This is a genomic window from Pseudomonas graminis, assembly GCF_001705435.1.
Lineage (GTDB): Bacteria > Pseudomonadota > Gammaproteobacteria > Pseudomonadales > Pseudomonadaceae > Aquipseudomonas > Aquipseudomonas graminis_B.
In genome coordinates, this window is record NZ_MDEN01000069.1 from 702,323 (window position 1) to 722,753 (window position 20,431).

The 20,431-nt window shown below is 62.1% G+C and carries 18 protein-coding genes; 10 read left to right on the forward strand and 8 right to left on the reverse strand.

Going from position 1 to position 20,431, the window contains the following annotated elements; genetic code table 11:
* Nucleotides 1-20: 20 nt before the first annotated feature.
* From BBI10_RS25355 to BBI10_RS25365, 3 genes are all read left to right on the forward strand, one after another.
* A complete protein-coding gene (locus BBI10_RS25355) occupies nt 21-1,148 on the forward strand; it encodes an acyltransferase family protein (RefSeq protein ID WP_065992849.1) in 1,128 nt (375 codons plus the stop codon).
* 232 nt (nt 1,149-1,380) lie between these two features.
* Nucleotides 1,381-2,856 (forward strand): catalase KatB, encoded by a 1,476-nt coding sequence (gene katB, locus BBI10_RS25360; protein WP_065993239.1) that lies wholly within the window; start codon nt 1,381-1,383, stop codon nt 2,854-2,856.
* 69 nt (nt 2,857-2,925) lie between these two features.
* Nucleotides 2,926-3,480, forward strand: a complete 555-nt coding sequence (locus BBI10_RS25365) for an ankyrin repeat domain-containing protein (RefSeq protein WP_065992850.1) — start codon at nt 2,926-2,928, stop codon at nt 3,478-3,480.
* Nucleotides 3,481-3,514: 34 nt separating this feature from the next.
* Here the strand turns inward: BBI10_RS25365 and BBI10_RS25370 are convergent, their stop codons facing one another.
* The 4 genes from BBI10_RS25370 to BBI10_RS25385 form a co-directional block, all read right to left on the reverse strand.
* Entirely contained in the window at nt 3,515-3,919 is a 405-nt protein-coding gene (locus BBI10_RS25370; protein WP_065992851.1) for an META domain-containing protein, read from the reverse strand.
* Nucleotides 3,916-4,353 (reverse strand): hypothetical protein, encoded by a 438-nt coding sequence (locus tag BBI10_RS25375; protein WP_065992852.1) that lies wholly within the window; start codon nt 4,351-4,353, stop codon nt 3,916-3,918. Before BBI10_RS25375 ends, BBI10_RS25370 begins: the two co-directional genes overlap by 4 nt.
* An 85-nt stretch (nt 4,354-4,438) precedes the next feature.
* Nucleotides 4,439-5,425, reverse strand: coding sequence for a 2-hydroxyacid dehydrogenase (locus tag BBI10_RS25380; RefSeq protein WP_065992854.1), 987 nt, complete (start codon nt 5,423-5,425; stop codon nt 4,439-4,441).
* A 156-nt stretch (nt 5,426-5,581) separates the two neighbouring features.
* The gene (locus BBI10_RS25385; RefSeq protein ID WP_065992855.1) at nt 5,582-8,335 is read right to left on the reverse strand and encodes a response regulator; all 2,754 of its coding nucleotides are present in this window, start codon (nt 8,333-8,335) and stop codon (nt 5,582-5,584) included.
* Nucleotides 8,336-8,821: 486 nt separating this feature from the next.
* Here BBI10_RS25385 and BBI10_RS25390 point away from each other — a divergent pair, with 486 nt between their 5' ends.
* The 7 genes from BBI10_RS25390 (at nt 8,822) to BBI10_RS25420 (ending at nt 17,213) form a co-directional block, all read left to right on the forward strand.
* Nucleotides 8,822-9,568 (forward strand): response regulator transcription factor, encoded by a 747-nt coding sequence (locus tag BBI10_RS25390; protein ID WP_065992856.1) that lies wholly within the window; start codon nt 8,822-8,824, stop codon nt 9,566-9,568.
* 8 nt (nt 9,569-9,576) lie between these two features.
* Entirely contained in the window at nt 9,577-10,965 is a 1,389-nt protein-coding gene (locus BBI10_RS25395; protein WP_065992858.1) for a sensor histidine kinase, read from the forward strand.
* An 82-nt stretch (nt 10,966-11,047) separates the two neighbouring features.
* Nucleotides 11,048-11,950 carry a cysteine synthase CysM gene (gene cysM / locus BBI10_RS25400; protein WP_065992860.1) on the forward strand — a complete coding sequence of 301 codons (903 nt, stop codon included), beginning with the start codon at nt 11,048-11,050 and terminating at the stop codon, nt 11,948-11,950.
* A complete protein-coding gene (gene rlmD, locus BBI10_RS25405; protein WP_065992865.1) occupies nt 11,950-13,305 on the forward strand; it encodes a 23S rRNA (uracil(1939)-C(5))-methyltransferase RlmD in 1,356 nt (451 codons plus the stop codon). The genes cysM and rlmD overlap by 1 nt, the downstream gene beginning before the upstream one ends.
* Nucleotides 13,306-13,461: 156 nt before the next feature.
* Complete coding sequence (gene relA, locus BBI10_RS25410) at nt 13,462-15,705, forward strand: GTP diphosphokinase (protein ID WP_065992867.1); 2,244 nt, start codon at nt 13,462-13,464, stop codon at nt 15,703-15,705.
* A 105-nt stretch (nt 15,706-15,810) separates the two neighbouring features.
* Nucleotides 15,811-16,644, forward strand: a complete 834-nt coding sequence (gene mazG / locus BBI10_RS25415) for a nucleoside triphosphate pyrophosphohydrolase (RefSeq protein WP_065992869.1) — start codon at nt 15,811-15,813, stop codon at nt 16,642-16,644.
* 26 nt (nt 16,645-16,670) lie between these two features.
* A complete protein-coding gene (locus tag BBI10_RS25420; RefSeq protein ID WP_065992872.1) occupies nt 16,671-17,213 on the forward strand; it encodes a DUF2058 domain-containing protein in 543 nt (180 codons plus the stop codon).
* 73 nt (nt 17,214-17,286) lie between these two features.
* Here the strand turns inward: BBI10_RS25420 and BBI10_RS25425 are convergent, their stop codons facing one another.
* The 4 genes from BBI10_RS25425 to purM form a co-directional block, all read right to left on the reverse strand.
* Nucleotides 17,287-17,475 (reverse strand): hypothetical protein, encoded by a 189-nt coding sequence (locus BBI10_RS25425; RefSeq protein ID WP_065992874.1) that lies wholly within the window; start codon nt 17,473-17,475, stop codon nt 17,287-17,289.
* Between the two features lie 294 nt (nt 17,476-17,769).
* A complete protein-coding gene (locus BBI10_RS25430) occupies nt 17,770-18,486 on the reverse strand; it encodes a DUF3108 domain-containing protein (protein ID WP_065992876.1) in 717 nt (238 codons plus the stop codon).
* Nucleotides 18,487-18,494: 8 nt separating this feature from the next.
* Complete coding sequence (purN, locus tag BBI10_RS25435; RefSeq protein WP_065993240.1) at nt 18,495-19,145, reverse strand: phosphoribosylglycinamide formyltransferase; 651 nt, start codon at nt 19,143-19,145, stop codon at nt 18,495-18,497.
* An 8-nt stretch (nt 19,146-19,153) separates the two neighbouring features.
* Nucleotides 19,154-20,212 carry a phosphoribosylformylglycinamidine cyclo-ligase gene (gene purM / locus BBI10_RS25440; protein WP_065992878.1) on the reverse strand — a complete coding sequence of 353 codons (1,059 nt, stop codon included), beginning with the start codon at nt 20,210-20,212 and terminating at the stop codon, nt 19,154-19,156.
* Nucleotides 20,213-20,431 lie beyond the last annotated feature (219 nt).

The window sequence follows — 20,431 nt, forward strand, 5'->3', positions numbered from 1 at the left end:
GCAACTTATCGGGGGTTTACATGCAGGATGTGAAACGATTTCACGCGCTGGACAGCCTGCGCGGTATCTGCGCAATAGCGGTCGTCCTTTACCACACCCATCTTGTCGGCAGCATCACGGAGTGGACCTTCTTCGCCAAAGCCGACTTGTTCGTCGAGTTCTTCTTTGTCCTCAGCGGCTTCGTCATGGCGCATGCCTACGGCAGCAAGCGTCAACTGGACTTCAGTCACTTCCTGATTTCGCGCACCTTCCGCCTGTTGCCCCTGCACGTGTTCATGCTCGCGGTCTTCATTGGCCTGGAATTCCTCAAGTACGCCGCCTACAAGCGTGGCTTTTCCTTCAATCAAACGCCTTTTACCGGCATCTACGCGCCGTCGCAGATCCTGCCCAATCTTCTGCTGGTGCAAAGCTGGACGCACCTGACGGAAAACCTGTCATTCAACACCGCGTCCTGGAGCATCAGCATCGAGTACTGGACCTACATGTTGTTCGCCGCGACTGTGTTGATGGCTTCCACGCGGCGATACCTGCTGTGGGCCGTCATCGCCCTTTGCGGATTTGCGCTGCTCTACCGCCAGATCGATGTCCTGACCGTCTACGCGCAAAAAGGCGTAGGCTGTTTCTTTGCCGGGGCATTGGCCTACGCCTTTTTCACCCGCTCAAGACGCTGGATTGCCCCTGGCTTTGGGGTGCTCAGCGTGCTGGAAGCCCTGTCAGCGCTCGCCATCTGGTGGGTGCTGACCTCTGAGTTACCGCAGAAGGTATTGGCAGCCAGCGCAGTGTTCTGCGTGACCATCGTGGTGTTTGCCTTTGATGGCGGGGCGTTGTCCCGCGTGCTCAAGTATGAATTCTTCGCCCGTCTGGGACGGTTGTCCTACTCCATCTACCTGACCCATCTGGCCATACTGTTCTTTGTTATTTCGGCCTTTATGGTGGTGCAGAAAAAAACCGGCTTTGACGCTGCGCCGATGCTGGGTGAAATTCGCTACCTGGACACCGGGCATGCCTGGCTGAATAACCTGATGGTGTTGCTGATTCTGGCGGTGGTCATGACGATTTCCAGCGCGACTTATCGCTATGTCGAGCTCAGAGGGCAGGGGGTGGGTAAGCAGTTATTGCGGCGCAGAATGGCGATGCCCGTGGGCTAAGGCAGTGATTCCTGTCCCAGCCAAAACCTCAACCCATTCAGTGCCGAGCGGACCGACCAGGACCGTCAGCACGTCAACATTTTTTAATTTATCAAGGACATAGTCAGAACCAATTCAGGAATGGCGGGCTCGGACCGTAGGCTTCTACTCTCAGAACAACCAAAAACAGAGAGAGACCGAGATGTACTTACCCCGATCCCCTATCGCCGCCAGCCTGATTGGCGCGAGCCTGATGGTCAGTTCTGCAGCGTACGCAGACACCCTGACCCGCGACAACGGCGCCGCCGTTGGCGACAACCAGAACTCCCAAACCGCCGGCCCCAACGGCCCGGTCCTCCTGCAAGATGTGCAATTGCTGCAAAAGCTCCAGCGCTTTGATCGTGAACGCATTCCGGAGCGTGTCGTGCATGCTCGCGGTACGGGCGTGCATGGCGAATTCGTTGCCTCCGACGACGCCTCCGACCTGAGCAAAGCCAAGGTCTTCAGCAAGGGCGAGCACACCCCGGTGTTCGTGCGGTTTTCAGCCGTCGTCCACGGCAACCACTCCCCAGAAACCCTGCGTGACCCCCGCGGCTTCGCCACCAAGTTCTACACCGCCGACGGCAATTGGGACCTGGTCGGTAACAACTTCCCGACGTTTTTCATCCGCGACGCGATCAAGTTCCCGGACATGGTCCACGCCTTCAAGCCTGACCCGCGCACCAACTTGGATGACGACTCCCGACGTTTCGACTTCTTCTCCCACGTCCCGGAAGCCACCCGCACGCTGACGTTGCTGTACTCCAACGAAGGCACACCGGCCAGCTATCGCACCATGGACGGCAACGGCGTACACGCCTACAAACTGGTAAACGCCAAGGGCGAAGTCAACTATGTGAAGTTCCACTGGAAAAGCCTGCAGGGCCTGAAAAACCTCGATCCCAAGCAGGTCGCTGAAGTGCAGTCCAAGGACTACAGCCACCTGACCAACGATCTGGTAGCCGCCATCAACAAGGGCGATTTTCCGAAGTGGGACCTGTACGTCCAGGTGGTCAAGCCCGAGGACCTGGCGAAGTTTGACTTCGACCCGCTGGACGCCACCAAAATCTGGCCGAATATTCCCGAGCGCAAAATCGGCCAGATGGTCCTGAACAAGAATGTGGATAACTACTTCCAGGAAACCGAGCAGGTCGCCATGGCGCCCGCCAACGTTGTGCCGGGTATCGAGCCTTCGGAAGACCGCCTGCTGCAGGGCCGGGTATTCTCCTACGCCGACACCCAGCTCTATCGCGTGGGCACTAACGTGCTGAGCCTCCCGATCAACGCGCCACGGGTCAAGGTCAACAACGGCAATCAGGACGGCGCGCTCAATACCGGTCATACCACCACCGGCGTAAACTACGAGCCAAGCCGACTCAATCCGCGTCCAGCGGCTGAAGAGGCGCGCTACAGCCAACTGCCACTGACCGGCAGCACGCAACAGGCCAAGACCCAGAAAGAGCAAAACTTCAAGCAGGCGGGCGACTTGTATCGTTCTTACAGCGAGAAGGACCGCAAGGACCTGATTCAGAGTTTTGGTGAATCCCTGGCGACCACCGATACCGAAAGCAAGAACATCATGCTGTCGTACCTCTACAAGGCCGATCCGGAATATGGCACCGGCGTGACCAAGGTTGCCAATGGCGACCTGGCCAAGGTCAAGCAGCTGGCCGCTGCACTGAAGGACTGACCGACCCCCTCGGCCCGCTGGCACAGCGGGCCGAGGTTTTTGAGGACATCACCTCTTGGAGGACAACACATGCGCAGAACCTTTCACGCGTTGTTGCTGTGTCTGACCGCGAGCGTGGTCCACGCCGGGCCGTCAGATACCGGCAGCACCGCCGACACCCAGACGCAACTGAAAGAGCTGTTTTTTCAAGCCGCCCGAGAGGGCCGACAAGACATGCTCAATGAATTCATCAATGCCAAATTCGACCTGAATGTTCAGGACGAAAAGGGCTACACCGCCCTGATTCTCGCCGCTTACCACGGCCAACAATCCACCGTGACCCAACTGCTGAACGCGGGCGCTGATCCCTGCGCAAAAGATCTGAGGGGCAACACGGCGTTGATGGGGGCGATCTTCAAAGGTGAACTCAGCATTGCTCGGCAACTGGTCGCCGCTAATTGCGCGCCCGATCAACGCAATAACGCGGGGCAAACGGCGGCCATGTACGCGGCGCTGTTCCATCGCAAGGATGTGCTTGACGCACTGGCCGCCAAAGGCGCGGATCTCAATGCCACAGACGCCATGGGCAACCGGGTGCAAAACCTTGAGCGCGGCGAATTCCAGCCGTTACCGGCGACCAGATGATTCAGGCGAAGCGCGTCCCGTCGTCCGGATGCGATCAGTCCTCTTCCAGCCAAAACCGCAACGGTTTGCCCTGCGCCGGCCACAGCCGCAATTGCTCGATGGGCGACACATCCCACCTCTGCACCTTGCCCATCGCTTCAAGGAATCGGTGTTCCTGCTCCATCAGCGCCGGCGCGCACAGTTTGCGGGTACTGCCGACCGGGCCGAATGTGATGGCATCGCCCTGCAACTGGTATGACGCGAACCAGTGATTGCAGCCGGCATTGCCGTAGGCGCGGCCGTCATTGCCGAGGGTCATGGTCAGGTGGCTGTTGTCGATCAACGGCCGTTCACCGATCCATTCCAGCACGTAACCATGGTCCTGCTTGAGGGCAGGGGATTCGGTGGCGCATCCCGCCAGCAGGGTGGCCGCCAGCAGTGTCGGCAGAAGCGGTTTCATGCGGCTTTCTTCGCGCAGGCAGGGCAGAGGTGGTTTTCGCCGACGACCTTCCAGCCCAGCTCCTCAATGCGCGCGGTGGCGGCAGGCTTGAGGGCTTTTTTGCCGTCCTTGCCGTCAACCATGAACTCGATGTCGCGCTCTTTGCCGCAGTCGTTGCAGTTGACTTTCCACTGATGGATCGCCAGCTCGGTGAACGCCGGGCCGTTGGCGACGGCCACCCACTGACCGGTCGGGTTGATCAGGTGGCGGACTTTTTCTACGTTCAGGCGCATGAACAGCTCTTTGCTGCCTTTGACGGTGACCAGCAGCACGTCGTCGGGCTTGATCGAGCCGCCGTTGCCGGTCACTTGATAACGACCGACGGCGAGGCTGCGGCATTCGATCAGGGTGTGTTGCGGGGTGAGCATGCTGTAACGGAAATCGTGTTCGGCCATGGGGGTCTCCAAATAGGCGCGCATGCTAACACTTTAGAGGATGAGTTCTCGCGGCCGACCACCCTGTGACCGGCAGCAACCATGCTTACTGCACCAGATTCTGCGGGCTGCCCGCCGCCCAGCCGGTGATGTTATCCAGCGTAGTCTGGGCGATCGCGCCGAGGGCCTCTTTGGTCAGAAACGCCTGATGGGCGGTGATCACCACGTTGGGAAATGTCAGCAGACGGGCCAGCACATCGTCCTGCAGTGGCAGATCCGAGCGGTCCTCGAAAAACAGCTGGGCTTCCTCTTCATAGACGTCCAGGCCGAGGTAGCCCAACTGGCCGCTCTTGAGGGCGTCGATCAGCGCCGGCGTGTTCACCAGCGCGCCGCGCCCGGTATTGATCAGCATCGCGCCGCGCTGCATGCGCGACAGCGAATCCGGGTTGATCAGGTGCCGGGTGTGGTCGTTGAGCGGGCAATGCAGGCTGATGATCTGCGCTTCGGCGAGCAGTTCGTCGAGGGGCAGATAACGGGCGCCCAGTGCTTCGACCCGCGGGTTGGGGTACGGATCGTAGGCCAGCAATTGGCAGCCGAAGCCCGCCATGATCCGCGCGAACGTCGCCCCGATCTGCCCGGTGCCGACCACGCCGACGGTCTTGCCCACCAGATCGAAACCGGTCAGGCCGTGCAGGCTGAAATCACCGTCGCGGGTGCGGTTGTAGGCGCGGTGCAGGTGGCGGTTCAGCGAGAGGATCAATGCCACCGCATGTTCTGCGACGGCATGGGGCGAGTAGGCCGGAACCCGCACGACGCTGAGGCCCAAGCGCTTGGCGACGGCGAGATCAACGTGATTGAAACCGGCCGAGCGCAGGGCTATTAATCGGGTGCCGCCTGCGGCCAGTTGCTCCAGCACCGGTGCGCTCAGGTCATCGTTGATGAACGCGCAGACCACCTCGTACTGATCGGCCAGCGCCACCGTGTCCAGCGTCAACCGCGCGGGCTGGAAATGCAGCTCGATTTCCGGGGCGACCTGCGCGCCAAGAAAACTCTCGCGGTCGTAGGTCTGGCTGCTGTAGACAAGCGTGCGCATGGTTGCTCCTTAAATGGCCTGACGTATGGCTGTCGCAGCAAACAAAGGTCCTGTGGGAGTGAGCTTGCTCGCGAAGGCGTCCTGTCAACGCCCTTCATTTGACCTGACCCACCCCCCGCAGCCTATCCATCACAGAGCAAAAATCAGTGACCTGGATCAAGCCGTCACGCGCGCCTCGGTTTCCAGTCGGCTGATGGCCTTCTCCAGTTCATCCAGGGCCTTGTCGCTGTCCGCCGATTCCTGCTTCAGCAGGGTCTCGCTGCGCTGGCACGCCGCGCGCAATTGCGGGACGCCGCAGTAACGGGTGGCGCCGTGGAGGCGGTGGACGCGTTCGATCAGCGCGACGTTGTCCCTGGCCTCGCGTGCAGTGAGGATGGCCTCGCGGTCAGTGGCGAGGGAGGCCAGCAGCATCGCCAGCATGTCCGCCGCCAGATCGGCTTTGCCCGCCGCCAGCCGCAGCCCTTCTTCGTGATCAAGGACCTGCAGATTGATGCCGCCCTGAGCGATTTCGATCGGCCGCTCCGGCGCTTGATTGCGCAGCGCCAGCCCGGTCCACTTCAGCACCACCTGCGCCAGTTGGCGCTCGCTGATCGGCTTGGTCAGGTAGTCGTCCATGCCGCTCTGCAACAGCGCGCGTTTCTCGTTGGCCATGGCGTGGGCGGTCAGGGCGACAATAGGCAGCGACGTGGCCTGACGCTCGCTCTCCCAGCTGCGAATTTCTTCGGTGGCCTGACGCCCGTCCATGCCCGGCATCTGCACGTCCATCAGCACCAGATCGAAGGGTTCATCCTGCACCGCTTGCACCGCCGCATAACCACTGTCGACGGCCTTGACCTTGGCACCCATGTCTTCGAGCAAGGTCTGCACCAGCAACAGATTGGCCGGGTTGTCGTCGACGCAGAGAATGCGCGGCGGCCGGCTCGACAGCGGCTCCGGCACCTCGTTGCGCAACTGCTTGGGCTGGATCAGCTCCGACAGCGCGCGGCGCAGTTTGCGCGTACACGCAGGTTTGGCCTGCAACTGGTTGTAGGCGTCGGGCACGGAAAACTGATACAGCGCCTGTTCGGTGGTCGGGCACAGCACCAGCACTTTGCAGTTGAGGTTTTCCAGGTCCCAGATCTGCTGGCGCAGGCGCTCGGGCGGCAGTTCGTGGGCGGTGACGCCGAGCACGGCCATGTCGATGGCGTGGGGCGTCTGGTGCACCACCGTCACGCCGTTGATGAGGTTTTCCAGATTGTTGAAGACCATCGGCTGCAGACCGCAGTCTTCCAGCTGATGCTCAAGCGCCTGACGCGACAGGTCGTGATGCTCCAGCACCGCCACTCGACGGCCCAGCAGCGGCGGGGCGGGCAGGTCTTCGAGGTCGTCGCGGGTTTTCGGCAGCGTCAGGCTGATCCAGAACTCCGAACCTTCCCCCGGCGTGCTCTCGACGCCGATCTCGCCGCCCATCTGCTCGACCAGCCGCTTGGAAATCACCAGCCCCAGCCCCGTGCCGCCGGAGTGCCGCGACAGGGAATTGTCCGCCTGGCTGAACGCCTGGAACAACGCGCGCACGTCCTGGCTGGAGAGGCCGATGCCGGTGTCCTGCACGCTGATGCGCAACTGCACGGTGGTGTCGTGTTCCTCCTCCAGCATCGCCCGCGCAACGATAGTGCCCTCGCGGGTGAACTTGATCGCGTTGCTGACCAGGTTGGTCAGTATCTGCCGTAGCCGCAGCGGATCGCCCACCAGCGACAGTGGCGTGTCGCGATAGACCAGACTCACCAGCTCCAGCTGTTTGGCGTGGGCGGCGGGGGCGAGGATGGTCAGGGTGTCCTGCAACAGGTCGCGCAGGTTGAACGGGATCGCGTCGAGGACCAGCTTGCCGGCCTCGATCTTCGAGAAATCCAGGATCTCGTTGATGATGCTCAAGAGGTTGTCGGCGGATTTTTCGATGGTGCCCAGGTAATCGTACTGACGCGGGGTCAGTTCGCTTTTCTGCAACAGGTGGGTGAAGCCGAGGATGCCGTTGAGCGGCGTGCGGATTTCATGGCTCATATTCGCCAGAAACTCGGATTTGATCCGGCTGGCCTCCAGGGCTTCCTTGCGCGCCAGGTCCAGCTCGATGTTCTGGATCTCGATGGTTTCCAGGTTCTGGCGCACGTCTTCGGTGGCCTGCTCGATGCTGTGCTGCAATTCTTCCTGGGCGTTCTGCAACGTCGCCGCCATGCGGTTGATGCCCGACCCCAGTTCGTCCAGCTCGTAACTGCCCATGGGCGGCAATCGCGCTTCCAGATTACCGTCCTTGAGCTGGGCGACGACGTGTTTGATCTGGGTGATCGGGCCGTTGATGGTGCGGCTCATGCGCAACGACAGAATGGCGGTCAGACCGAGACCGATGACAATCAGGATGAGGCTGGCAAACAGGCTGCGATAACCGCGCAGCAGGGTGCCGTTGTGGGACAGCTCCAGCTCGACCCAGCCGAGCAGGCGGTCGGCTTCGGCGGGAACCACATCGCCGGTCAGGTGGCGACTGCGCCCGAACACCGGCATCAGGTAGCGGGTCGCGTCGTTTTCCGAGCGCTGCAGCATGTGCGTGCTGTTACCGATGGGGGCCTGATTGATCATGCTGGGGCCGGCGTGGGCCAGCATTCCCCGCTCTGCATTGAGGAACGACACCGCGCGCACGTCGGCCTGCTCCAGCACCTGGCCGGCGATGCGTTCGAGCATGGCTTGGTCACCGCTGGCCAGCGCGGCGGCAGACAGCGGCGCCAGCTCGTTGGCAATCATCTCGCCACGCTTGAGCAACTGGGTCTGCAATTCGGTGAGCTGCATCCAGGTGAAATACCCGCCCAGCAGCGCCGCCATCAGGCACGCCGGCAGCAGAGTCAGCAGCATGACGCGGCCTTTGATGCCCACTTTTCTCAGCACACTTCTTCTCCAACAACCCGGCATGAATTCAGGCAACCGCTGCGCCAGTGCAGCGTGTGGCGCTCGATCACTGCGCAGTGTAGTCATTTGCGCCTCGTGCACACAGTGCGCCGACGCGTGCCGACCTGATGGAACTGGACACTGCCCTAGTAGGACTGGCTTTAGCCGGGAAGGCATTGGAGGTCACACCGCGAAATTTGATGGTGCCCAAACCGGCCTCTTCCCGGCTGAAGCCAGTCCTACGGGAGCGCGGCGTGCACACTTGATGGAGCTGGACATATCCCTTGTAGGACTGGCTTTAGCCGGGAAGGCATTGGAGGTCACACCGCGAAATTTGCTGGTGCCCAAACCGGCCTCTTCCCGGCTAAAGCCGGTCCTACCGAAGCACGTTGCTCCCATTGGAGAACGCATCGCCGGCAGGCCAGCATTGCCCCATGGCGCGCAATCTTGAATAATCCGCTGCTTGAGAATCAATCGCAGACGCCAATGACTCCCGCCAGCATTCACCGCCCCCACATACTCGCCATCGAGGACGATGTCGTGCTCGGTGCGTTCGTTCATGATCAGCTTGATCGCTGCGGGTTTCAGGTGACCTGGTGCCAGAACGGCGTCGAAGGGCTGGCCTGCGCGCAACGCGAACCGTTCGACGTGGTGGTGATGGACATCCTGCTGCCGGGCATGAACGGCCTCGACATCCTCACCCATCTGCGTCGCCGCCACAGCATGCCGATCATCCTCATGTCTGCCCTCGGCGCCGAGGCCGACCGCATCACCGGCTTCCAGAACGGCGCCGACGATTACCTGCCCAAACCCTTCAGCGTCGATGAACTGCGGGTGCGCATCGAGGCGATCCTGCGCCGGGTCGACCTGGAACGTCGCTTCCACGCCCTGACGGCGATCGAGCCCGAGCCCAGCGTCGAAAAAGCCGATGAAGACAGTTTGACCTTCGACGAAGCGCGCTGTGACGTCTTCTTCGCCGACGCCCCGGCGCAATTGACCGGCAGCGAATACCGTCTGCTGGAAACCCTGTGGCGCAATCCCGAAGACGTCCTCAGCAAAGCCTTCCTTTATCAGCACGTCTTGCAGCGCGGCTACTCGCGGCATGACCGCAGCCTGGACATGCACATCAGCCAGATTCGTCGCAAGCTCAAAGCCGTCGGCTATCAGGCGCGGCAGCTGCGCACGGTCTGGGGCAAAGGCTACGTGCTCACGGCGGCGGTGGCGGATGCCTGAGGTGTTGAATGCCTGAGTCACGCAAACGGCTGCCCGGCCGGCATTCGCTGTTCTGGAAACTGGCGGTCCTGCTGGTCGGCTTCTGCCTGCTGATGATCTGGCTCAGCTGGTATTGGGGCCGCTACATCGAGACCCGCAACGCCTATCTCAACGCCGAGGCCCATCAGGTGCTGAACGACTACGCGGCGCAGGCCGAACGGGCGTGGAGCAGGGGTGGCCAGCGCGGCGTCGACGAATGGCTGAAGCAGGTCCGTCAGCAGGAACCCGGCTGGGTCGGGGTCATCGGCAGCGATTTGCAATCACTCGGCAGCGCGCGGCTGACCCGCGAGCAGTTTCAACGCCTGACCTTCATGCGCGGCATCGACTGGCCGATGAGCACGCGGCAGAAAACCGTGCCCTGGCTGAAGATCCCGTTTCCCGGTAACCCGGACGCGGGCAGTCTGGTGATCGAACTGCCGGAGCGCTTCAAGCCGGGCCGTTATGCGCTGATCGGGCAGATCCTCACCAACGGGCTGATTCCCGCGCTGTTCACCCTGCTGTTGTGCGTCGGGCTGTATCGCCTGCTGATTCGTCCGCTCAATCAATTGCGCGAACAGGCCAACGCATGGCGCGCCGATCGGCTGACCAGCCGACTGTCGCCGCAAATGACCGAGCGCCGTGATGAACTGGGTGAGCTGAACCGCGCCTTCGACCACATGGCCGCGCGCCTGCACTCGACGGTGCAGGTTCAGCAGCAGTTATTGCGCGATCTTTCCCACGAACTGCGCACGCCCCTGAGTCGCCTGCGGGTGGCCTGCGACAGCGAGCAAAGCCTGCCCGAACTGCGCGAGCGCCTGAGCCGGGAGGTGGATGGCATGCGCCGGCTGGTGGACGACACCCTGCAACTCGCCTGGCTCGACACCGAGCGCGAAAAACTGCCCGACGAGGACATTCAGGTGGTGGCGCTGTGGGAGATGCTGGTGGATGACGCCTGTTTCGAAACCTGCTGGCCGTCCCGTCAGTTGCGCTGCGATCTGGACAGCGAGTGCTGGGTCAGTGGCCATCTCAACACCCTGGCCCAGGCGCTGGAAAACATTCTGCGCAATGCCATCCGCCACTCGCCGCCCGAGGGCATCGTGCGCCTGGACGGTCGGCGTGAGGGCGATGACTGGCTTTTGTGGCTCGAAGATCAAGGCGGCGGGATCGACGAGGGCGATCTCGAGCGGATCTTCGCGCCGTTCATCCGTCTGGACGGCGCCCGCCCCGGCGACGGTGGTTTCGGCCTGGGTCTGAGCATCGCGCGCAACTCGCTGCGCCTGCAGGGCGGGGACTTGTGGGCGGAGAACACCGGGCAGGGCTTGAGGATGATCATGCGGTTGCCGGCGCGGAACAATCCGCCTTATTCCATTCAGCGATAACCCCCTCACTTTGCGTGATATGGGCTGGCGACGATTGCCGGTATGATAGGCGACCCCCGCACGTCTGGATCGCGAACACGCCATGACCCTGCAGTATCAAACCATCGCCGATTGCGTCGGCAACACCCCGCTGGTGCGTCTGCAACGCATGGCCGGGAACACCAGCAACACGTTGCTGCTCAAGCTCGAAGGCAATAACCCGGCCGGTTCCGTGAAGGACCGCCCGGCGCTTTCGATGATTACCCGCGCCGAACTGCGCGGGCAGATCCACCCCGGCGACACCCTGATCGAAGCCACCTCCGGCAACACCGGCATCGCCCTGGCCATGGCCGCGGCGATCAAGGGCTACCGCATGATTCTCATCATGCCCGACAACTCCAGCGCCGAGCGCAAGGCCGCCATGACCGCTTATGGCGCCGAGCTGATTCTGGTCAGCAAGGAAGAGGGCATGGAAGGCGCCCGTGACATGGCCGAGCGCATGCAGGCCGAAGGCCACGGCAAAGTGCTCGACCAGTTCGCCAACGGCGACAATCCCCAGGCGCACTATGTCGGCACCGGCCCGGAAATCTGGCGGCAGACCGGCGGCACCGTCACCCATTTCATCAGCTCCATGGGCACCACCGGCACCATCATGGGCACCTCGCGCTTTCTCAAGGAACAGAACCCGGACATCCAGATCGTCGGCCTCCAGCCTATGGATGGCGCGTCGATTCCGGGCATTCGCCGCTGGCCTCAGGATTACCTGCCGAGTATTTATCAGGCCGACCGCGTTGACCGGATTCTGGACATGGGCCAGGCCGAAGCCGAGGACGTCATGCGTCGTCTGGCACGGGAAGAAGGTATTTTCTGCGGCGTGTCATCGGGCGGCTCCGTCGCCGGGATGCTGCGGCTGTCGCAGGAAGTCGAAAACGCGGTGATGGTCGCGATCATTTGTGACCGCGGCGACCGTTACCTGTCGACCGGCGTCTACGATGCGCCCAACTGATGGCCAAGCGTGATGCAGGCCTGCGTTTCCAGCCCAGCGGCGGCACCCGGACCGCGCAGGTCCCCACCGGTAAAAAACAACGCCTGACCATCGAGCGGCTGGCCAACGACGGTCGCGGCATCGCTTTCGTCGACGGCCGCACCTGGTTTGTCATGGGCAGTCTGGCCGGCGAAGAGGTCGAGGCCCGCGTGCTCAATGCCCACGGCAAAGTGGTCGAAGCCCGCACCGAGCGCGTGTTCCAGGCCAGTCCTGTGCGCCGGCCAGCCGCGTGCCCGCATTTTGGCCGTTGCGGCGGCTGCAGCACCCAGCACATGCCCCACGCCGAACAGCTCGCCCTGAAACAGAGCATGCTTGCCGAGCAATTGAGCCGCATCGCCGGGGTCGAGCCGCAGGAATGGGCCGCGCCCCTGACCGGCGATGAATACGCCTACCGCCGCCGCGCCCGCGTCGCCGTGCGCTGGGACGTCCGCGCCAAACGCCTGGACGTCGGATTCCGCGCCGCCGCGAGTCAGGACATCATCGCCATCGAACAATGCCCGGTGCTGGTACAGGCCTTGCAACCGATCATGACAGCGTTGGCGCCCATGCTCCGCCGTCTGAGCAAACCTCAGGCGCTGGGGCATGTCGAGCTGTTCAGCGGTTCGGCCAATGCCGTGCTGCTGCGGCACACTGCGCCGTTGCCTGAAAACGATCTGGCCATTCTCAAAGCATTTTGCGACACCCATGACGCGCAACTGTGGTTGCACGGCGAAGGCGAACCGCAACCGGTCGACCCTTCCGCGCAACTGGGCTACCGCCTGGAACCGTGGAATCTGTCCCTGGCCTATCGCCCTGGCGACTTCGTGCAGGTCAATGCTCAGGTCAACACCGCGATGATCGAACAGGCGCTGGCCTGGCTCGCGCCGGACAAGGACGAACGAGTGCTGGACTTGTTCTGCGGGCTTGGTAACTTCGCCCTACCGCTGGCGCAAATGACGCGCGACGTGGTGGCCGTGGAGGGCGTCGAGGCCATGGTTCAGCGGGCGACGGCCAATGCCGCCGTCAACGGTTTAAGCAACGTGACGTTTTATCAGGCCGATCTGTCGCACCCACTGGACAAGGCGGCCTGGGTGGCGGAAGGTTTCGCCGCAGTGCTGCTCGATCCGCCGCGTGACGGGGCGTTCGAAGCAGTGGGCAAGCTCAAGTCGCTGGGCGCTCAACGCGTCCTTTATGTGTCGTGCAACCCGGCCACGCTGGCGCGCGACACGGTTGAATTGATCAAGCAGGGCTACCGTTTAAAACGTGCCGGAATCCTCGATATGTTCCCGCAGACAGCGCATGTCGAGGCGATGGCGTTATTTGAAGCGAGCAAGTGAGGCGGCGGCTCAGGAAATGCCGATGCCTTACACGGAGTCTCGTTTAATCCGACTGGCCCGCGCGTACACGACCTTGCATGGCCCGCAAGGCGCACGCGCTCAAGAAGGCCGGCGACTGATGGCGCATTTCATCGCGCCGTAGGGAAGGTAAGCAACATGGTACAGGTGAGACCCCACCAGCCGATCAACACAGACGGCAGTATCAACCTCGACGCGTGGCTGGATCACGTGGTCAGCGTCGACCTCGCAGTGGACCGACAGGCCCTTAAAGAGGCCTGTGAATTTGCCCGGCACGCCGAGCAACAGGACAACGCCGCCAAGAACCTCTGGGCGGAGGGCACGTCGAGTTTTCAGACGGGCCTGGAAATCGCTGAAATCCTGGCCGACCTCAAGCTCGACCAGGACTCACTCGTCGCCGCCGTGATTTACCGCGGCGTGCGCGAAGGCAAGATCTCGCTGCCCGACGTCAACCAGCGCTTCGGCCCCACCGTCACCAAGCTCATCGACGGCGTGCTGCGCATGGCGGCCATCAGCGCCAGTCTCAGCCCGCGTCAATCGCTGGTGCTCGGCACCCAGGCCCAGGTCGAAAACCTGCGCAAGATGCTGGTGGCCATGGTCGACGACGTGCGCGTCGCGCTGATCAAGCTGGCCGAACGGACCTGCGCCATCCGTGCGGTGAAGAACACCGACGATGAAAAGCGCAACCGCGTGGCCCGGGAAGTCTTCGACATCTACGCGCCGCTGGCTCACCGGCTGGGCATCGGTCACATCAAATGGGAGCTGGAGGACCTGTCCTTCCGTTACCTGGAGCCCGAGCAGTACAAGCAGATCGCCAAATTGCTGCACGAACGCCGCCTTGATCGCGAGCGCTTCATCACCGACGTCATGTCGCAGCTTGAGAACGAGCTGCTGGCCACCGGCGTCAAGGCCGACATCAGCGGCCGGGCCAAGCACATCTACTCGATCTGGCGAAAAATGCAGCGCAAAGGTCTGGAGTTCAGCCAGATCTACGACGTGCGCGCCGTTCGCGTGCTGGTGCCGGAGATGCGCGATTGCTACACCGCCCTCGGCATCGTCCACACCCTGTGGCGGCACATTCCCAAGGAATTCGACGACTACATCGCCAACCCCAAGGAAAACGGCTATCGCTCCCTGCACACGGCGGTGATCGGTCCGGAAGGCAAGGTGCTGGAAGTGCAGATCCGCACCCACGCCATGCACGAAGAAGCCGAGCTGGGGGTCTGCGCGCATTGGAAGTACAAGGGCACCGACGTCAAATCCGGTTCCAATCACTACGAAGAGAAAATCTCCTGGCTGCGTCAGGTCCTCGAGTGGCATGAGGAGCTGGGTGATATCGGCGGGCTGGCGGAACAGCTGCGCGTCGACATCGAGCCCGACCGCGTCTATGTGTTCACCCCGGACGGTCACGCGATCGACCTGCCCAAGGGCGCGACGCCGCTGGACTTCGCCTACCGCGTGCACACCGAAATCGGCCACAACTGCCGTGGCGCCAAGATCAACGGCCGCATCGTCCCGCTGAACTACAGCCTGCAGACCGGCGAGCAAGTCGAGATCATCACCAGCAAGCACGGCACGCCAAGCCGCGACTGGCTAAACTCGAACCTGGGTTACATCACCACCTCCCGGGCGCGGGCGAAGATCGTGCACTGGTTCAAGCTGCAGGCGCGCGACCAGAACGTCGCCGCCGGCAAGGTGCTGCTGGAGCGCGAACTGGCGCGTCTGGCGCTGCCTCAGGTGGACTTCGACAAGCTGGCCGAGAAGGCCAACATGAAGATCGCCGACGACATGTTCGCAGCCCTCGGTGCCGGCGACCTGCGCATTGCTCAGTTGGTCAATCTGGCTCAGCAACTGGTCGAGCCGGAACGCGGCAACGAGCAGCTGGAGCTGATTCCACGCAAGGCCACGGGCTACAAACCGGGCAAGCGCGGGGACATTCAGATCCAGGGCGTCGGCAACCTGATGACCCAGATGGCCGGCTGCTGCCAGCCGCTGCCGGGCGATGCGATCGTCGGTTACATCACCCAGGGCCGCGGCGTGAGCATTCACCGTCAGGACTGCGCCTCGGTGCTGCAACTGGGCGGGCGCGAACCCGAGCGGATCATTCAGGTCAGCTGGGGCCCGGTGCCGGTGCTCACCTACCCGGTGGACATCATCATCCGTGCCTACGACCGGTCGGGCCTGCTGCGCGACGTTTCGCAGATCCTGCTCAACGAGCGCATCAACGTCCTGGCGGTCAACACCCGCTCGAACAAGGAAGACAACACCGCGCTGATGTCGCTGACCATCGAGATCCCGGGCCTGGACGCGCTGGGCCGGCTGCTGGGGCGCATCTCGCAACTGCCGAACATCATCGAAACGCGGCGAAACAGAACGCCGTGAGGCGTAGCTGCAAGCTACAAGCGGCAAGCCACAAGCTGCAAGCTGTACGCGCACGGCTTGAAGCTTGTGGCTTGCCGCTTGAAGCTGTGACCAAAGGGATCCCTCATGTATAGCCTCCAAGACCTGCTCACGCTCATGGCCCGTCTGCGCGATCCGCAATTCGGTTGCCCGTGGGACGTGAAGCAGCATTACGCGAGCATCGTGCCGCACACCCTCGAAGAAGCCTACGAAGTGGCCGACGCCATCGAGCGCGGCGATTTCGATGGCCTGCGCGGTGAGCTGGGCGATCTGCTGTTTCAAGTGGTGTATTACTGCCAACTGGCGCGGGAAGAAGGGCGCTTCGAGTTCGATGGCGTGGTCGACGGTATCACCCGCAAACTGATTCGCCGTCATCCCCACGTGTTCCCGACCGGCGATCTGTACGCGCCGCTGGAAACCCCGCGTCTCAGCGAAGAGCAGGTCAAGCACCGCTGGGAACAGATCAAAGCCGAGGAACGCGCCGAGAAGGCCAGCGCACCCGAGCAGCTGTCCCTGCTGGACGATGTGCCGGGCGTGTTGCCGGCGCTGTCGCGGGCGGCGAAGCTGCAGAAGCGCGCGTCCCAGGTCGGGTTCGATTGGCCGGACGCCTTGCCGGTGGTCGATAACGTCCGTGAGGAGCTCGACGAAGTCCTCGAAGCCATGGCTGACAACGACAGCGCGGGGATCACCGAAGAAGTCGGCGATCTGCTGTTTGCCGCCGTCAATCTGGCCCGCCACCTCAAGGTTGATCCGGAAAATGCCCTGCGCGCCGCCAATGCCAAATTCGAGCGGCGCTTCAGATTTATCGAACAGGCCTTGCGCGACACCCGGCGCCCCATCGAAGATTGCAGCCTCGAAGAGATGGATGCGCTCTGGGGCGAAGCCAAGCGTCAGGAAAAGATCACGCCCAACTGCGGTTGAGTTGACTATTTAGAGAGAGAAGACAGATGGCGGGTATTTCCCTTCGTGACCAGTTGCTGAAAGCCGGACTGGTCAATGAAAAACAGGCGAAGCAGGCCAGCAAGAGCAAGCAGAAGGAGCAACGTCTGGTGCACAAGGGCCAGGCGGTGGCGGACGACACCAGCCAGCGCGCTGCCCAGGAAGCGATGGCCGAGAAAGCCAAACGTGACCAGGAATTGAATCGTCAGCAGCAGGAAAAAATCGAGCAGAAAGCCCGTGCCGCACAGGTCAAGCAACTGATCGAAGCCACGCGCCTGCCGAAGCTGACCACCGAGGACTACTACAACTTCGTCGATGACAAGAAGGTCAAGCGCCTGTCCGTCAACGCCCTGATGCGCAGCAAACTGAGCAACGGCTCGCTGGCCATCGTGCACCACGGCGGCAGCTACGAGGTGATCCCCCGCGAAGCCGCCCTCAAGGTGCAGGAGCGCGATCCGCGCCGTATCGTCATGCTCAGCGCGCCGACCGAAGAGCCGGATGGCGACGATCCGTACGCTGCGTATAAGATCCCGGATGACCTGATGTGGTAAGCGCCCGTCGCTCACTCAGCTAAAACAACAAAACCCGCCACGTGGCGGGTTTTGTTTTGCTGCGATTCCGAAATTACGAATGACTGGCCTCAAGCTTTGCTTCTTGCTCGGCAAGCTCTGCTGCGTAACGCTGTGCGTCCGATTCGTAATGAAACATCCCTACCAGCTGGTCTTGTTGGCGTACATCCCAGATCTGGATGCCATCGGCGATGCTTTCGTGGGAGATGTGGGCGTCGTCGCGTTCAGTAACAGTTACGGTCATAGTGCAAACTCCTGACTTTTGGAAATCTGCGGCAGGACGTCGCAGGCCTTCTTTATAGTTTTCGGCGGCCGACCAAGTAAACGCGCGCATCCGGCAACAGTTATTTACCAAATCCGTAACAGTGCGCTAAATGCTTGTATTTGAAGGGTGTGCGGCGTTTTGTCACACTCGGTTGAAGGCCATGAAGAATGTTTCATGTAGGCCTGAATCACTGATCGACGCCAAAAAAACCCCGCCATGAAGGCGGGGTTTTTCGTATTACGCTCGATGCAGGGCGTGAATCAGCTGGCTGAATTAACTGCCCTTGACCGACTTACCGTTCACCGTGCCGTCCTGCAGCATGATGTTGTATTCCTTGCCGTCGGTTTCAACCTGTTGCAGGCGAACCAGCAGGTAGTCGTAGTCCTTGGCGAACCACATCACGGTGATGCGCTTGTTCTGCGTCGGGTCACGCACGCGTTCGACCTTGATGGCGTCGACCGAACCGACTTTGGTCTCGACCTTTTCAGTGCCGAGCACGCGGAAGTCATAGGTGTCGATTTCGTCACCGTCGACGACCTGATACGACATACTCTTTTTGCCCGCCGCTACGTCATGCTGCAGCGCGAGTTGATAGGTGGACTTGTCGAGGACACCGGCATTCAGCGGGATTTTCACCGCGTCGCCACGGTCCGAACCGGTGATGAATTTGGTGGGCCAGTCGAACACCAGATCGACCGTTTTGCTCTTGCCCAGGCCGCCACGTTCGAAGTGGTAGGTCTGCGGCAGCAGTTGATCCTTGTCTACTTTGATCGTGCTGACTTCGGTCAGGCTGGCGATCATCATCGATGCCTTGAAATTCAGGGTCCAGGTGCCGTTGGCGTTCTTCTCGAGGCTGCGGGTGGCGCTGCCACCGCTCATGGGCAGCTGTTTCCAGTCAGCGGTGTAGCTGGCGGAAAAAGGTTGAAGGTCTGCCGCGTTGACTGCGGGAAGTGCGAACAGAGCGAAAGCGAAGAGCAAAGCGCGACGCATAATATCTCCTAAGGTCGGATCAAGTGGCCGCTGGGCCCTAAGGGCTGGCCGTCCAGTGAGGCGCCGTGTTCGTCGAGGGTCAATCGTCCTTCGGCGAACCAGCGAATGGCCAGGGGATAAATCAAGTGTTCCTGGGCGTGTACCCTCTGTGCCAGCGTGGCGGGCGTGTCGTGCAACTCTACAGAAACAACTGCCTGTACGACCAGAGGCCCCCCATCGAGTTCCTCGGTGACAAAGTGCACGCTGCAGCCATGGTCGGCATCGCCGGCCTCCAGCACGCGTTGATGGGTGTGCAGGCCTTTATACCTCGGAAGCAGGGAAGGGTGAATGTTCAGCAGGCGGCCATGGTAGTGGCGGACGAACCCGGGCGTGAGGATGCGCATGAATCCGGCGAGCACCACCAGCGACGGCTGAAACGAATCGATGGCCTCGATCAGCGCCGCATCGAAGGCCTCGCGACCTTCGTAGCCGGTGTGATCGAGCACGCGGGTGTCGATTCCCGCACGGGCGGCCCGCTCAAGCCCGAAGGCATCGGCGCGGTTGGAAATCACCGCACGGATGCGCGCAGGGCTCGCGCTGTCCTGAAAGCGGTCGATCATTGCCTGCAGGTTTCCGCCAGTGCCGGACAGCAGCACCACCACGTCACAGGGTTGGGGCATGTCAGGCATTAATGAGCCTTGACGTTCTTCAGCTCGACTTGTGCAGCGCCTTCGGCAGCGGTGCCGATCTGGCCGATGACCCACGGCTGCTCGCCGGCTTCACGCAGGGCATTCAGCGAGACTTCGACGTGTTCCTGGGCCACGCAGATGACCATGCCGACGCCGCAGTTCAGCACGCGGTGCATTTCATGCTCATCGACGTTGCCTTTTTCCTGCAGCCAGTCGAAGACCGCCGGACGGGTCCAACTGGCCACGTCGACGATGGCCTGAGCGCCTTCTGGCAGCACGCGCGGGATGTTGTCCAGCAGGCCGCCGCCGGTGATGTGGGCCATGGCTTTCACCGCGCCGGTGTCTTTGATCAGCTTGAGCAGCTGCTTGACGTAAATGCGGGTTGGCGCCATCAGCAGGTCGGTGAGCGGCTTGCCGTCGAGCTGGATGGTGTCGATGTCGGCACCCGACACGTCGATGATCTTGCGGATCAGCGAGTAGCCGTTGGAGTGCGGACCGGAAGACGGCAGGGCGATCAGTGCGTCGCCGGCGGCCACCTCCGAGCCGTCGATGATGTCAGCTTTCTCCACGACACCGACGCAGAAGCCGGCCAGGTCGTAGTCTTCGCCTTCGTACATGCCGGGCATTTCAGCGGTCTCGCCGCCGACCAGCGAGCAGCCAGCCAGTTCGCAGCCCGCGCCGATGCCGGTCACCACTTGAGCCGCGGTGTCGACGTTGAGTTTGCCGGTGGCGTAGTAGTCGAGGAAGAACAGCGGTTCAGCGCCGCAGACCACCAGATCGTTGACGCACATGGCGACCAGGTCAATGCCGATGGTGTCGTGTTTGTTCAGATTCAGTGCCAGGCGCAGCTTGGTGCCGACACCGTCGGTGCCGCTCACCAGAACAGGCTGCTTGTAGCCGGCCGGGATTTCGCACAGAGCGCCGAAGCCCCCGAGCCCGCCCATCACTTCCGGGCGCTTGGTGCGCTTGGCGACGCTCTTGATGCGTTCGACCAGCGCTTCACCGGCGTCGATGTCAACACCGGCGTCTTTGTAGCTCAGGGAGGGTTGCTTGCTCATGATCCAGGCCTTTAGGGGGGGATTCGGGGTAACGACCGAGTGGCAACGACGCGGGGGCCGTTTCATCGCCGGTCTGCGAAGGCGCGCGATTTTATCAGGGTTGGGCGCAAGCGGCCATCCTTGGGCCGACGGGCAGGACAACGGTGAAGAAAAAATAACCCGGTTTATCCCGCCGCACCCGTTCGTCGACAGAGGGATCCGGTGTAACGTTGGCGCCTG

Bases quoted from the DNA above. Each gene is read 5' to 3' on its own strand.
- BBI10_RS25355 (WP_065992849.1), top strand. From the start codon at position 21: ATGCAGGATGTGAAACGATTTCACGCGCTGGACAGCCTGCGCGGTATC.
- BBI10_RS25430 (WP_065992876.1), bottom strand. From the start codon at position 18,486: ATGCGTCGCGCTTTGCTCTTCGCTTTCGCTCTGTTCGCACTTCCCGCA.
- BBI10_RS25390 (WP_065992856.1), top strand. From the start codon at position 8,822: ATGACTCCCGCCAGCATTCACCGCCCCCACATACTCGCCATCGAGGAC.
- katB (WP_065993239.1), top strand. From the start codon at position 1,381: ATGGTCAGTTCTGCAGCGTACGCAGACACCCTGACCCGCGACAACGGC.
- BBI10_RS25375 (WP_065992852.1), bottom strand. From the start codon at position 4,353: ATGGCCGAACACGATTTCCGTTACAGCATGCTCACCCCGCAACACACC.
- BBI10_RS25395 (WP_065992858.1), top strand. From the start codon at position 9,577: ATGCCTGAGTCACGCAAACGGCTGCCCGGCCGGCATTCGCTGTTCTGG.
- mazG (WP_065992869.1), top strand. From the start codon at position 15,811: ATGTATAGCCTCCAAGACCTGCTCACGCTCATGGCCCGTCTGCGCGAT.
- cysM (WP_065992860.1), top strand. From the start codon at position 11,048: ATGACCCTGCAGTATCAAACCATCGCCGATTGCGTCGGCAACACCCCG.
- relA (WP_065992867.1), top strand. From the start codon at position 13,462: ATGGTACAGGTGAGACCCCACCAGCCGATCAACACAGACGGCAGTATC.
- BBI10_RS25420 (WP_065992872.1), top strand. From the start codon at position 16,671: ATGGCGGGTATTTCCCTTCGTGACCAGTTGCTGAAAGCCGGACTGGTC.
- BBI10_RS25380 (WP_065992854.1), bottom strand. From the start codon at position 5,425: ATGCGCACGCTTGTCTACAGCAGCCAGACCTACGACCGCGAGAGTTTT.
- BBI10_RS25425 (WP_065992874.1), bottom strand. From the start codon at position 17,475: ATGACCGTAACTGTTACTGAACGCGACGACGCCCACATCTCCCACGAA.
- BBI10_RS25370 (WP_065992851.1), bottom strand. From the start codon at position 3,919: ATGAAACCGCTTCTGCCGACACTGCTGGCGGCCACCCTGCTGGCGGGA.
- rlmD (WP_065992865.1), top strand. From the start codon at position 11,950: ATGGCCAAGCGTGATGCAGGCCTGCGTTTCCAGCCCAGCGGCGGCACC.
- purM (WP_065992878.1), bottom strand. From the start codon at position 20,212: ATGAGCAAGCAACCCTCCCTGAGCTACAAAGACGCCGGTGTTGACATC.
- BBI10_RS25365 (WP_065992850.1), top strand. From the start codon at position 2,926: ATGCGCAGAACCTTTCACGCGTTGTTGCTGTGTCTGACCGCGAGCGTG.
- purN (WP_065993240.1), bottom strand. From the start codon at position 19,145: ATGCCCCAACCCTGTGACGTGGTGGTGCTGCTGTCCGGCACTGGCGGA.